Origin of the sequence: Roseibium alexandrii DFL-11 (assembly GCF_000158095.2) — a bacterium.
Lineage (GTDB): Bacteria > Pseudomonadota > Alphaproteobacteria > Rhizobiales > Stappiaceae > Roseibium > Roseibium alexandrii.
Map to the genome: position 1 here is coordinate 1066821 of NZ_CM011002.1, position 14106 is coordinate 1080926.

Here is a 14106-nt window from a genome sequence, read left to right on the forward strand (position 1 = left end):
ACTCCTTTCCGGTGCGCAGCTGGCGCAGGTGTCATAGGCCGGATTAGACGACGAAATTTCTACTCAAAGCCTAATTCCAGCTGAGAAACCGGGCAAGCAACTTTGGGTAACGAGCCATTGGATCCTCATCTTGAAGGTCAACCGGATCGCCCAACGCAATTGTTTACAGCCCTGGAAGGGATAGAAGCGTCGAACCATCTCTCTTAGGCAGTTGACTTGCGGGGCGGCTTCCGATTTACACGGGAACTCACGATTTTCTGGACAACTTCCCCATTGAGTGACCCTGATGCTGGATAAGACCTACGATGCGGCCAGCGTTGAGCCGCGGATTTACGAAACCTGGGAAAAGGCGGAGGCCTTCAAGGCCGGAGCCGGTGCCAAGGACGGCGCCGATGCCTTTACCATCGTAATTCCGCCGCCGAATGTGACAGGCTCCCTGCACATGGGCCATGCGCTGAACAACACGCTGCAGGATATCCTTGTCCGCTGGAAACGCATGCAAGGTTATGACGTTCTGTGGCAGCCGGGCACCGACCACGCGGGCATTGCAACGCAAATGGTTGTCGAGCGTGAGCTTGCCGCTGACAACAAGCCGGGGCGCCGCGACATGGGGCGTGAGGCCTTCATCGAGCGGGTCTGGGAACAGAAACGCAAGTCGGAAGGCACGATTCTTGGTCAGTTGAAGCGTCTTGGTGCGTCTTGTGACTGGAGCCGGACCGAGTTCACCATGTCGCCGAATCTGTCGGACGCTGTGCTGAAGGTTTTTGTCGATCTCTACAAGGAAGGCTTGATTTACCGGTCCAAGCGGCTGGTCAACTGGGATCCGAAGTTTGAGACGGCGATTTCCGACCTTGAGGTCGAGAATATCGAGACTGACGGTCACATGTGGCACTTCAAGTACCCGCTGGCCGGCGGGGAGACTTATGAGTATGTCGAAAAGGATGAGGACGGCAACGTCACCCTGTGCGAGACGCGGGACTACATCTCCATTGCCACCACGCGCCCGGAAACCATGCTTGGAGACGGCGCCGTCGCCGTTCACCCAAAGGACGAGCGTTACAAGCCGATCATTGGCAAGCTCTGTGAGATTCCGGTCGGGCCGAAGGAACACCGCCGCCTGATTCCAATCATCACCGATGAGTATCCGGATCCCGATTTCGGCTCCGGTGCGGTGAAGATCACCGGCGCGCATGACTTTAACGACTATCAGGTCGCCTTGCGCGGCAAGATCCCGATGTACCGGCTGATGGACACACAAGGGTCCATGCGGGCCGACGGGGCGCCATACACCGAAGAAGCGCAGAAGGCGCAGGCGATCATCGACGGCGCGCAATTGACCATCAACGAGATCGATGAAATCAACATCGTTCCCGACGAGCTGCGCGGTCTGGACCGGTTTGCGGCGCGCAAGCGTGTCATTGATCAAATCACCGCGGAAGGGCTTGCCGTTATGGTCCCGGCCAATTATCCGGACGTTGCCTGGATGAAGGGGCAGGCGCCGGAGTGGGACGAGACCGGAAAAGCGAAAATCCGCAAGCTTGGCGAGGACGAAGAAGGTCCGGCCGCGTTGCCGATGGTCGAATCCAAGAAGATCATGCAGCCGTTTGGCGACCGCTCAAAGGTCGTCATCGAGCCGATGCTGACCGACCAGTGGTTCGTGGATGCTAAGACGCTGGCGGAACCGGCGCTGAAGGCCGTTCAGGATGGGGACACAAAATTCGTTCCGGGGAACTGGGACAAGACCTACTACAACTGGCTGAACGACATTCAGCCCTGGTGTATCTCGCGCCAGCTCTGGTGGGGCCACCAGATCCCGGTCTGGTATGATGAAGACGGCAACGAATACTGCGCAATGAGCGAGGATGAAGCTGTCGAAATGTCAGGCGGCAAAACCCTGATGCGCGATGAAGACGTGCTCGACACGTGGTTCTCGTCCGCGTTGTGGCCGTTTTCGACGCTCGGCTGGCCGCATCAGACACCGGAACTTGAGCGCTACTACAAGACGGACGTTCTGATCACCGGCTTCGACATCATCTTCTTCTGGGTTGCCCGGATGATGATGCAGGGCATCCACTTCATGAAGGAGGTGCCGTTCCACACGGTCTACATCAACTCGATCGTGGTCGATAAGAACGGGAAAAAGATGTCCAAGTCTTTGGGCAACGTTCTCGACCCATTGGAAATGATCGCGAGTTATGGCGCGGACGCGACCCGCTACGCTCTGGCCAGCCAGGAGGTTCAGGGACGCCGGACACTGCGCATGTCAGATCAGGCAGCCGAAGGTGGCCAGCGCTTTGCGACCAAACTCTGGAACGCGGCCAGATTTGCTGAAATGAACGGCTGTGGCCGGGTTGAAGGGTTCGATCCGTCGACTGCGAGTCATACGCTCAATCGCTGGATCGCGACCGAAATGGGCAAGTGTATTGCCGAAGTCACGCAGGCGCTGGACGACTACCGGTTCAACGATGCCTCTGGCGGGATCTACCGGTTCACCTGGAACACGTTTTGCGACTGGTACCTTGAACTCGCCAAGCCGATCTTCAACGGGGACGACGAGGCGGCCAAGGCCGAAACACGCGCAACGGCTGCCTGGGCGATCGACGAGATTCTAAAGGTCCTGCATCCGTTCATGCCGTTCCTGACCGAAGAGCTTTGGGAACGTCTTGGCGACGAGGGCCAGAAAGCAGGTGAGCTGTTGATGCTGAGCGCGTGGCCGAAGCCGCTTGTCAGCGATGAGTCGGCCGCCGGGGAAATCAACTGGCTGGTCGATTTGATCTCTGAAATCCGCTCGGTTCGTGCTGAAATGAACATTCCGGCCGGAGCCAAAGTCCAGCTGGTTGTTGTCGGCGCAAACGACGTATCAAGGAGCCGGATCGCGACTCATGAGCCTGCGATCCAGCGTCTGGCGCGTGCCGAGCACATCTCGATGGCAGATGCGGCTCCTGCTGGATCTGCGCAGATCATTATCGGTGAAGCAACGATCTGCCTGCCTTTGGCCGGGGTGATCGATCTTGCTGCTGAAAAGGCGCGCCTTTCCAAGGATGCCGGCAAGCTGGAGGCCGATATTTCGAAGATCGAAAAGAAGCTCTCCAACCCGAAGTTTGTCGAAAAGGCTCCGGACGAAGTGGTTGCCGGCGAGCGGGAAAAGGTAAGCGAAGCCAAGGAAAAGCTGGATAAGATCAACATCGCCCTCAGCCGGCTTGCCGAAATCGGCTAATTGAGGCCGTACAATCTGCTTGATAGACGGCCCGGATGCGCTTGTTGCCGCGTCCGGGCCGCATTTCAATGCCAGTGGTTTGACACCAACATTTGCGTCACCGTGCAACAAACTCATATTTGCAAATGTGGGTGTCTTAAAAACCACTAGCCAAGTCTATGTTTCTAGTGGATCTATTACATTCGACATTTGAAAAATGTGCCCATCCGCAAATGGGTTTCAAATGTCGAATTCGATCCACTAGCGCCCGGTCCCCAGGCAGGGATAGGATTGAAATTGCGAATCTGGTCGGAGCTGATGCCCCACGTGTTTTTTGATGGTCGAACTGTTTTAAAGCCTGCCGCAATGGCATTCGGGCTCGGGATGCTTGCTTTTCAGCCGCAGACTGCGCTCGCGCAGGCGGAATCGGAAAAAATTGAAAACCCGGTGGCTGTATTCTCGGGGCTCGACAAGATCACGGGCCGGATCATCAACTTCGACGTCTATGTTGGCGAAACGGTTCAATTTGGCGCTCTTCAGGTGACGCCGCGGGTCTGTCACACCCGCCCGCAAACCGAGTCGCCGCTGACGACCGGATTTGTCCAGGTCGATGAAATCACCTTGAACAACGAGGTCCGCCGGATCTTTTCCGGCTGGATGTATGCGGCAAGTCCGGGCCTTCATGCAGTTGAGCACCCGGTCTACGACATCTGGCTGACCGACTGCCGTCTAGCGTCCAAGGTACCGCCGCCGGAGGACTATGACGGTCCGCCGATCAAGGGTGTCGTTGCAGAAGGCGAAGATCCTCTGGCAGGTCCTGACGATGGGGTCGATACCGGACCCGGTATCCCCCGTGCCAAGCCGTTTCAGGGGTAAATCTCGAATTTGATTGGTATCGCAGCAACAAAAAACCCGCCGGATTGGCGGGTTTTTTATTTTCTGATTGTCTCAGGAATCAGTCGATGTCGACATAATCGGTGGGTGTCAGGCCGAGGCGGCCATCGACATAATCCCCGCAATTGTCGATCAGCGTGTCCATGTCGTTTTCAAAGAAATGGTTCGCGCCCGGGATCGTCTGGTGATCGATGACGATGCCTTTCTGAGTTTTCAGCTTGTCGACCAACGTCTGAACGTCCTTTTGCGGAACCACCTTGTCCTGCTCGCCGTGAATGATCAGGCCGGAGGAAGGGCAGGGGGCCAGGAACGAGAAGTCGTGCAGGTTCGCCGGCGGGGCCACGGAAATGAAGCCTTCCACTTCCGGGCGACGCATCAAGAGCTGCATGCCGATCCAGGCGCCGAACGAGAATCCGGCAATCCAGCAAGCGCGGGCATCTGGATGAACGGTCTGGACCCAGTCGAGCGCGGCTGCTGCATCAGACAACTCGCCTTGTCCGTGATCGAATGTGCCTTGCGAACGGCCAACGCCGCGGAAATTGAAACGCAGAACCGCGAAACCGCGCCGGGCAAACATGTAATACATCTGATAAACAATCTGATTGTTCATCGTGCCCCCGAACTGGGGGTGAAGGTGCAGGACCAGAGCGATGGGAGCGTTGCGCTTTTTCGCGGGATGGAACCGGCCTTCCAGCCGGCCGGCGGGACCGTTGAAGATCACCTCAGGCATGAAGCGATTTATCCTTGTGTTTTGACGGCGGCCGAACGGCCGCCGGTGAATTCGGTTCTGTACGTGGTTTCCCGTAAGTCTAAACTTGACTCTCAAGCTCCAAGTTTTTAGAACCTTGTTTAGAATTATTCGAAAGTTCGTGCTGCCGCGGAAATGGCAACACTCGGTTCGACCGGTTGTCGCTGTTATCGTCATCACGGCGGAAAATTTCAAGTTTTTCGAACAGATGCTTGAAAATTGTACGGATTTTTGAAGCTAAACGTATCCAGTCTCTCCGAAGAGGTGTCATGTCCCGCCGCTCCGAACCGGTTTATCTCGATCACAACGCAGGTGCGCCCATGCGCCCTGACGTGCGTGATGCGATGATCACTGTGCTTCAGGACGCAGGAAATGCCTCTTCCGTTCATACCCACGGCCGGAAGGCACGGGGCAGGATTGAAGAAGCTCGCGAAGCGGTGGCCCGCCTGTGCGGTGCCAAGACCCGAGCGGTGACCTTTGTGTCTGGTGGCACGGAAGCCAACATGACCGCGCTGGCGCCTGCGTGGCAGGATCAGGGTACCCCCTTCTATCTCGACAAGTTGTTCCGCAGTGCGGTCGAACACCCGTCCGTTGTGACCGGCGGGCGTTTCCCGGCGATAGATCAAGCGGTTGTTCCAGTTGATTCGCACGGCGTGGTCGATCTTGGTGCGTTGGAAGACTTGATCAAGGACGCCGCGCCTAGCCTGATTTCGGTGATGGCTGCAAACAATGAGACTGGAGTCATCGAGCCGCTCTCAGATATTGCTGCTTTGGCTGCGAAATACAGTCACTTTTTTCATGTCGACGCGGTTCAGGCTGCTGGCCGGATGCCGATCGACATTGAGGCCTGGGGCGCGGACGTTATCACACTGTCCGCGCACAAATTTGGTGGCCCTCAAGGCATGGGCGCTGTTGTGGTCCGGTCCACAGCCCGTGTTCCAGCCCCGCTTATGGTGGGCGGCGGGCAGGAAAACTGGCGCCGGGGCGGTACGGAAAACGTCTCGGCGATTGCCGGATTTGGCATCGCGGCGAAGGCGGTCCTTGAGGACGCGGCCGATACATCCCATTTCAGTGCTCTGAGGGAAAAACTCGAAGACGGCTTGCGGACAGTGTGCCCGGAGACGGTTATCTTCGGTGAGGGCACCGACCGCTTGGTCAATACTGTTTGTTTCGCCGTTCCCGGCATTGCAGCTGAAACCGCACTGATCGCTTTTGACTTGGAACGCGTATCTGTTTCATCGGGGTCTGCTTGCTCGTCCGGAAAAGTTTCCGTGTCGCATGTTCTGACCGCGATGGGTGTGGATGAAGACACGGCGCGGGGCGCACTCAGGATCAGCATGGGTTGGGACACGGGCACACAGGAAATCGAGCGTTTTCTTGAGGTCTGGCCGAAAATCGTCGACCGGCTGAACCCGGAAGCACGAAATAAGGCTGCGTGAGGCACGAAATCTGGCGGGCAACCGCCATCACACCTTGGGCCGCGGTTCGCGGCACATGGACATGCAAAAGACGCGGACACGTCCGTCCGCATAATGGAGGCAAGCGATGCCAGCTGTACAGGAAACCATCGACCAGGTGAAAGCCATCGATGTTGACCAGTATAAATACGGCTTTGTAACCGATATCGAGTCGGAAAAGGGTGCCAAGGGTCTGTCCGAGGAAACCGTCCGGTTCCTGTCGGCGAAAAAAGACGAACCCGAGTGGATGACGGAGTGGCGTCTTGACGCTCTGCGCCGCTTCCAGCAGATGGACGAGCCGGATTGGGCGCGCGTCTCCTATCCGAAGATCGACTTTGACGAGCTTTACTATTGGGCAGCGCCGAAGTCCGTCGAGGGACCAAAGAGCCTGGACGAAGTTGATCCGGAACTCCTTGAAACCTACGAGAAGCTCGGTATTCCGCTGCGCGAACAAGAGATCCTGGCAGGTGTTGCGCCTGAAAACCGGGTCGCTGTCGACGCTGTCTTCGATTCAGTTTCTGTTGTCACGACTTTCAAGGAGGAGCTGAAGAAGGCCGGCGTCATTTTCTGCTCCATTTCCGAAGCGATGCGCGAGTATCCGGACCTTGTGAAGAAATACATCGGATCCGTGGTTCCGGTGACCGACAACTATTATGCGACGCTGAACTCGGCCGTTTTCTCCGATGGATCCTTCGTATACATCCCGGAGGGCGTGCGCTGCCCGATGGAGCTGTCGACCTACTTCCGCATCAACGAGCAGAACACAGGTCAGTTCGAGCGCACGCTGATCATTGCCGACAAGGGCTCCTACGTTTCCTATCTGGAAGGCTGTACGGCCCCGCAGCGCGATGAGAACCAGCTGCACGCGGCGGTCGTGGAACTGATTGCGTTGGACGATGCGGAGATCAAGTACTCCACAGTTCAGAACTGGTTCCCGGGCGACAAGGACGGCAAGGGCGGCATCTACAACTTCGTCACCAAGCGGGGCGATTGCCGCGGCAAGAACTCCAAGATCTCCTGGACCCAGGTCGAGACCGGCTCTGCGATCACCTGGAAGTACCCGTCCTGCATTCTGCGCGGCGACAACTCCCGCGGTGAGTTCTACTCCATTGCGGTGTCCAACGGCCACCAGCAGATCGACAGCGGCACCAAGATGATCCACCTCGGCAAGAACACATCGAGCCGGGTGATCTCCAAGGGCATTTCCGCCGGCAAGTCGGAAAACACCTACCGTGGTCTGATCTCAGCCCACCGCAAGGCATCCAATGCCCGGAACTTCACCCAGTGTGACAGCTTGCTGATCGGGCAGGACTGCGGTGCGCATACGGTGCCGTATATCGAGAGCAAGAACGCAACGGCGCAGTTCGAGCACGAGGCCACAACCTCGAAGATTTCGGACGACCAGATGTTTTACTGCCTGCAACGCGGGATGAACGAAGAAGAAGCGGTGGCGCTGATCGTCAATGGCTTCGTCAAGGACGTCATCCAGCAGCTGCCGATGGAATTTGCCGTTGAAGCTCAAAAGCTGATCTCGATCAGCCTTGAAGGATCTGTGGGCTAAGCCCGCCTGAAAAATTGGTTTGGGCGACGACTGCCCTTTGAATGACAAGGACCATCTCAATGCTTGAGATCAAAAACCTGCACGCCCGCATCGCGGAAGACGAGACAGAAATCCTGCGCGGCATCGACCTGACCGTCAACGCCGGTGAAGTTCACGCCATCATGGGCCCGAACGGCTCCGGCAAGTCCACGCTGTCCTACATCCTGGCTGGCAAGGACGACTATGAAGTCACCGAAGGCGAGATCCTGTTCAACGGTGAAAACATGCTCGACATGGAGCCGGACGAGCGGGCGGCGGCCGGCATGTTCCTGGCGTTCCAGTACCCGATCGAAATACCGGGTGTTGCGACCATGGAATTCCTGAAGACAGCGATGAACGCGCAGCGGAAGGCGCGCGGCGAAGACACTCTGTCCATTCCGGACTTCATGAAGCGTGTCAAGGAAGCAGCGGCTCACCTGAACGTCTCCATGGACATGCTGAAGCGCCCGCTCAACGTTGGTTTTTCCGGCGGTGAGAAGAAGCGTGCTGAAATCCTTCAAATGTCTCTTCTGGAGCCGAAACTGTGCGTGCTCGACGAGACCGATTCCGGCCTCGACATTGATGCTCTGCGCATCGTCTCCGAAGGCGTCAACAAGCTGCGCGGTCCGGACCGGGCCATGGTCGTGATCACGCACTATCAGCGTCTGCTGGATCACATTGTCCCCGATGTTGTCCACGTCTTGTCCAAAGGCAAGATCGTGAAGACAGGCGACAAGAACCTGGCGCTTGAACTGGAGAAAAACGGTTACGCTGACATCATCAACGCAGCCGCTTGATAGGAGCCGCGACATGAACGCAAATGCACCCATCAGGAACACCCAGGCCGAAAGTGACCTGATCGACCGATACGACGCGGCCAAGAGCGCACTTTCAGGCTCCGTTGCTGTATCAGCCCTCCGCGAATCCGCGCTTGGTCAGATCAAGAACAAGGGCCTGCCGCACCGCCGCGTTGAGGAGTACAAATACTCCGATCTGCGCGCCTTCATGAAGTCTGCTGCACCACTGGCAACCGCTGCTGACAGTGCCGCCGTCAAAGGCGTTCTGGAGGCCTCCGAGACTTTCGGAGATCTGGATCGTTTCAAGATCGTTGTGGCCAACGGCAGTTTTGTTGCAGAGCTGTCGGACATTGATGCACTTGCTGCAGAAGGTGTCACAGTCTCCAATCTCGCGGATGCACTGTCCGGTGACGAGGGCGCACAGCTGCTGAAGTCGCCTAAAACCGGACCGAATGACGGTTTGGTTGCGCTCAACACGGCCTTTGTTCAAGGCGGTGTGGTTGTCACCGTGAAGGACGGCGCGGAAGTCTCCAAACCGCTTGAGCTGGTTCAGCTGGCAACTGCAACCGGAGCACAGGTGGTCCGCAACAAGATCACGGTTGGCAAGGGCGCCAAGCTGCGTGTTCTGGAGAGCTTTTCAGGCGACACCGGTGCCGGTGAGATCAACACCGTGTTTGACTATCACGTTGCAGACAATGCATCTGTTGCAGCAACTCGGTTGATTGCCGGAAAGACCGAAGCTGCGCGTCTTCTGACGACGATTGCAACGCTTGGAGCCGAGGCTGAGTTCAAGTCTCTCGGCTTCATCGCAGGGCCGCAATTCGTTCGGAACCAGCAGTTCATCAACTTCACAGGTGAGAATTCCGAGGCCAAGATCTACGGTGTTTCGATGGCGGGAGGTTCTGATCTTGCCGACCAGACACTGATCGTCGATCACGCCGTACCGCATTGTAACAGCCGCGAGTTCTTTAAAACTGTGCTCGATGGCGAAGCACGGGGTGTCTATCAGGGCCGGATCAATGTGGCACCGCATGCCCAGAAGACCGACGGCGAAATGATGACCCAGGCGCTGCTTCTGTCTGAAACAGCGGAAATGGCGAACAAGCCGGAGCTGGAAATCTTCGCTGATGACGTTCTGTGTGCCCATGGTGCGACCAGCGGCCAAATCGATGAAGATCTTCTGTTCTACCTCCGTGCCCGCGGCATCCCGGAAGACGAAGCCAAGACACTTCTCGTTCTTGCCTTCCTCTCCGAAGCCATTGAAGAGTATGGCGAGGATGATGTGACGGAAGGTCTGGAACAGCGGGTCCGCGACTGGCTTGCCGGTCACTGATGATGTGGTTGCGCGGGTTGGGCAAATCCGCGCACACTCTTGTTTTCCGCCGGGTGATGAAGCATCTCTGCGGGAAAGGAAATTTGGAATAAGGAGCAGCGCCGCATGACGGTCGCAACCGCACAAGAGACCATGATATCGACGGCATACGATGTTGAGGCGATCCGCAAGGATTTCCCGATCCTTGCGCGCGAGGTCTATGGAAAGCCGCTGGTTTATCTCGACAATGGCGCCTCGGCGCAAAAACCTCAGGCGGTGATCGATGCGGTGACCAAGGCGTATAGCCATGAATACGCCAACGTCCACCGGGGCCTGCATTACCTGTCCAATACGGCGACTGACAACTTCGAAGCGGCGCGGGAAAAGGTTCGCCGTTTCCTGAACGCTGGTTCTGTCGACAATATTGTTTTCACCAAGTCGACCACCGAAGCGATCAATCTCGTTGCCTATGGGCTTGGCGGGAAATTCTTCGCAGAAGGCGATGAGATCGTTCTGTCGATCATGGAGCACCACTCCAACATCGTGCCCTGGCACTTCCACCGGGAGCGGCACGGAGCAAAGCTGAAGTGGGTCTATGTCCGTGAGGATGGCTCGTTTGATCTGGACGCGTTCAAGGACGCGTTGACCGACCGGACCAAGCTTGTCGCGATCACGCATATGTCCAACGTCCTTGGAACCGTGGTTCCGGTCAAGGAGATCTGTGAAATCGCGCATGAGCGCGGCATTCAAGTCCTCGTGGACGGCAGTCAGGCAGCCGTGCATATGCCGGTCGATGTTCAGGACATTGGTTGCGACTACTACGTTTTCACAGGACACAAGGTGTACGGCCCGTCAGGCATTGGCGTGCTCTACGGCAAGCCGGAACGTCTGGAAGCGCTGCGTCCGTTCCAGGGCGGCGGCGAAATGATCCTCGATGTGACCGAGGATGATGCGACCTACAACGCTCCGCCGCACCGGTTTGAGGCCGGCACTCCGCCGATCGTTCAGGCGATTGGTCTTGGTGCTGCGCTGGACTACATGGATTCCATTGGCCGCGAGAACATTGCGCGCCATGAGGAAGATCTGAAAATCTACGCACATGAAAAACTCCGCCAGATCAACTCGCTCCGGATTTTCGGCGATGCACCGGGGAAGGGGGCCATCATCTCATTTGAGATCGAGGGGGCCCACGCTCATGATGTCTCAACGATCATTGATCGGTCTGGCGTGGCGGTCCGTGCGGGCACACATTGCGCTCAGCCCCTCTTGGCAAAATATGGTGTAACCTCCACATGCCGGGCAAGTTTTGGAATGTACAATACGCGCGATGAAGTTGACGCGCTGTATGAAGCGCTCGTAAAGGCGCAGAGCTTCTTCGGGTAAGGACCGACGGACATGGATAACGCAACCACGATCGACACGAATGCAGCTGGTGAAGAGCTCCAGGCTGAGGTCAGCGCCCAAAGCGCGATCTCTCCGGCCGAACTCGACCGCCTGACGACGGACATCATCGGTGCTCTCAAAACCGTCTACGATCCAGAAATTCCGTGTGACATCTATGAACTCGGCCTGATCTACAAGGTCGATATCGATGATGACCGGTCGATCAACATCGATATGACCCTCACAGCGCCCGGTTGCCCTGTGGCCGGTGAAATGCCGGGCTGGGTTGAGAACGCTGTTGCCTCGGTTGCCGGTGTTGGCCCGGTGGCTGTCGACATGGTCTTTGATCCGCCCTGGACGCCGGATCGCATGTCCGATGAGGCCAAGGTCGCACTCAACTGGTATTGAGTTCTTTCCTTTGTATCCTTAAGCTGAGTTCCTATATCAGGTTAAACTCCTGAGACTGCTTGAGAGGACGTAATGGCTTCTGCCTCAAAATTCCAGGTCATGACACTGACCGATGCCGCTGCCGAACGGGTCTGCGAGCTTGTCGATAACGCGGACAAGCCAGCATTGGGTTTGCGTGTCGGCATCAAAAAAGGCGGCTGCGCCGGCATGGAATACGCCATGGATCTCGTCGAAGAGGCGAGCCCCGGCGATGATGTGATCGAAGACAAAGGCGCAAAGATCTTTGTCGACCCGTCCGCAGTGCTGTTCCTGCTCGGAACGGAGATGGACTTTGAAGTGACCAAGTTCCGGTCCGGCTTCGTCTTCAAGAACCCGAATGAAGTGTCCGCCTGCGGCTGCGGCGAATCCGTGTCTCTTCAGGCAGCGGACCTCAGCGCACATGCGCGGAACTGATTGACCACACTCCAATATCTCAGGTGATAGCGTGAAGTTGTTTGAGCGGCTGAAGGCCGATGCGGCCCCGCAGTGGGCGTCCTATGTGGACCACGAGTTCGTTCGCCAGCTTGGCAAGGGGGATCTCCCGCTCAGCGCTTTCAAGCATTATCTGGTTCAGGACTATCTGTTTCTGATCCAGTTTGCGCGTGCCTACGCACTCGGGATTTACAAGAGCCCGACCGTTGGGGATATGCGCCAGTCGCTGGAGGGCGTTAAGGCCATCCTGGATGTTGAACTGGACCTCCATCTGGAGCTTTGTGGCTCCTGGGGCATGACACGCGAAGATATTGAAAGTGCCCCAGAAAATACGCCTACTATGGCATACACGCGCTTTGTTCTGGATGCGGGCATGTCGGGCGATCTTCTGGACCTGCAAGCGGCACTCGCACCATGTGTGATCGGTTACGCGGAAATCGGGTCAGCGCTGAGGAATGCGGGAGCGGCCACCGATGGCAATCCTTACAGCCGCTGGATCGAGGAATATGGCAGTGATGCCTATCAGGATCTGGCCAAGGGTTTTGCCAACTGGATTGACGAGACTGGGGACGTCTATCTGACCGAAGCACGGTATGCGCGGCTTTTGTCCATGTTCGAAAAGGCAAGCCGACTGGAAGCTGATTTCTGGCAGATGGGATTGGACGCTGCAGATTAGGTCCCAGAGAGATTTTCAGGAGATCATCAGCCGTCAGGCGACGTTTTCCTGATTTTCTTTCACTTCAAGATCGTTTTCGGTTTTCACAAGGTTACGGCCAGCGTTTTTGGCCGCATACATTGCTTCATCAGCACGCGAGACAATGGTGTGCTCATTGTCGTCCGGATTGTAGGCGGCAACTCCGGCAGAAATTGTAATGCGACCAAGGTTTTCGCCTGTTGAACGTTTGACAAGTTCTTTGGCCATCACAGCTGCCCGGATTTTTTCAGCCACTTCAACAGCTTCGTCGAGTGCTGCATGCGGCAGGATGATCGCGAACTCTTCGCCGCCGTATCTGCATGCGACGTCTTGGCTTGATATATTCTGTTTCACGGACAAGGCCACGAGGCGCAAAACCTGATCGCCCGTCTGGTGACCGTAGGTATCGTTGAATTTCTTGAAATGATCGATATCCGTCATCAACAACGCAAACCCGCGGCCACTCTCTATAGAGTTCCGTATAACTTTCTCGAGCGAATTATCGAAGTGTTTGCGATTGTTGAGGGTTGTCAGCTCATCTATCAGAGACTCATAGCGGATCGCCTCAAGGGAGGACTGCAGGTTCTCAATGTGCTTTTTTGATTCCAGCAGCTGGCTTTCCAGCTTCCGATTAGAGGCAACCGCATTCTGGGTCGATTTTACCAAATGGGTCACATAAAGCTTCAACTTATCGGGATCGGAGATGCCGGCAATCTTCATACCGGCCTGTTCTAGTGCGGCACCATAGTCCGAGGTCGCATCAGCGCTCAGCTTGAGGGTCTCGACTATTTCTTCGACTTCGCGAGAGACTTTCGAACCAACATCATCGAGCCGGTCTCCCAATCGGGTAGGGGATAAGAACCGGCCATAGAGAGACAGCATTTCATCGGTGCTGATCCGGCCATTGTCTTTTACCGCTTCGTTGATTGCCCGGTTTAGGCCCTGATTGTATCCGGCGGAATATGTGTACCAGAGTTCATAAGATCGCGGATAAGCGGGTAAGGTGTTTTTCCTTATGTACCCGATCGCGGACTCACCGTATCCGATGGTCCTGATATGATCGTCCTTATCCGACATCAATCTTCTCTCAGTCAAGTCTTCTTCGGTGGCCACCCCACACGGCCCGAATTCCCGACATCCAAAATCTGACGTAACGTTTAAGGACGA

Annotated in this window: 12 protein-coding genes; 10 read left to right on the forward strand and 2 right to left on the reverse strand. The window is 56.5% G+C overall.

Annotated elements, in window-relative coordinates; genetic code table 11:
• Positions 1-286: 286 nt before the first annotated feature.
• Complete coding sequence (locus SADFL11_RS05005) at positions 287-3217, forward strand: valine--tRNA ligase (protein ID WP_040450571.1); 2931 nt, start codon at positions 287-289, stop codon at positions 3215-3217.
• Positions 3218-3562: 345 nt separating this feature from the next.
• Entirely contained in the window at positions 3563-4072 is a 510-nt protein-coding gene (locus SADFL11_RS05010) for a DUF2155 domain-containing protein (RefSeq protein ID WP_008192195.1), read from the forward strand.
• 79 nt (positions 4073-4151) lie between these two features.
• On the opposite strand, the gene SADFL11_RS05015 is transcribed toward SADFL11_RS05010, so the two are convergent.
• The gene (locus tag SADFL11_RS05015; RefSeq protein WP_040450568.1) at positions 4152-4820 is read right to left on the reverse strand and encodes an alpha/beta hydrolase; all 669 of its coding nucleotides are present in this window, start codon (positions 4818-4820) and stop codon (positions 4152-4154) included.
• 287 nt (positions 4821-5107) lie between these two features.
• Here SADFL11_RS05015 and SADFL11_RS05020 point away from each other — a divergent pair, with 287 nt between their 5' ends.
• The 8 genes from SADFL11_RS05020 to tenA all read left to right on the forward strand — a co-directional run bounded on the left by SADFL11_RS05020 (position 5108) and on the right by tenA (position 12921).
• Positions 5108-6277, forward strand: a complete 1170-nt coding sequence (locus SADFL11_RS05020; RefSeq protein ID WP_008194657.1) for a cysteine desulfurase family protein — start codon at positions 5108-5110, stop codon at positions 6275-6277.
• A gap of 106 nt (positions 6278-6383) precedes the next feature.
• A complete protein-coding gene (gene sufB, locus SADFL11_RS05025) occupies positions 6384-7856 on the forward strand; it encodes a Fe-S cluster assembly protein SufB (RefSeq protein ID WP_008192139.1) in 1473 nt (490 codons plus the stop codon).
• A 59-nt stretch (positions 7857-7915) separates the two neighbouring features.
• The gene (sufC, locus tag SADFL11_RS05030; protein ID WP_008193566.1) at positions 7916-8671 is read left to right on the forward strand and encodes a Fe-S cluster assembly ATPase SufC; all 756 of its coding nucleotides are present in this window, start codon (positions 7916-7918) and stop codon (positions 8669-8671) included.
• Between the two features lie 13 nt (positions 8672-8684).
• Complete coding sequence (gene sufD / locus SADFL11_RS05035) at positions 8685-10004, forward strand: Fe-S cluster assembly protein SufD (RefSeq protein WP_008196449.1); 1320 nt, start codon at positions 8685-8687, stop codon at positions 10002-10004.
• A 105-nt stretch (positions 10005-10109) separates the two neighbouring features.
• Positions 10110-11366, forward strand: coding sequence for a cysteine desulfurase (locus tag SADFL11_RS05040; protein WP_008195095.1), 1257 nt, complete (start codon positions 10110-10112; stop codon positions 11364-11366).
• 12 nt (positions 11367-11378) lie between these two features.
• Entirely contained in the window at positions 11379-11774 is a 396-nt protein-coding gene (locus SADFL11_RS05045) for an SUF system Fe-S cluster assembly protein (RefSeq protein WP_008194066.1), read from the forward strand.
• 72 nt (positions 11775-11846) lie between these two features.
• Positions 11847-12227: a Fe-S cluster assembly scaffold SufA gene (gene sufA, locus SADFL11_RS05050; protein WP_040450566.1), complete on the forward strand. Its 381-nt coding sequence runs from the start codon at positions 11847-11849 to the stop codon at positions 12225-12227.
• Positions 12228-12258: 31 nt separating this feature from the next.
• Positions 12259-12921: a thiaminase II gene (gene tenA, locus SADFL11_RS05055; RefSeq protein WP_008191330.1), complete on the forward strand. Its 663-nt coding sequence runs from the start codon at positions 12259-12261 to the stop codon at positions 12919-12921.
• A 33-nt stretch (positions 12922-12954) separates the two neighbouring features.
• On the opposite strand, the gene SADFL11_RS05060 is transcribed toward tenA, so the two are convergent.
• The gene (locus SADFL11_RS05060) at positions 12955-14016 is read right to left on the reverse strand and encodes a GGDEF domain-containing protein (RefSeq protein ID WP_050776118.1); all 1062 of its coding nucleotides are present in this window, start codon (positions 14014-14016) and stop codon (positions 12955-12957) included.
• Between the last annotated feature and the right edge of the window lie 90 nt (positions 14017-14106).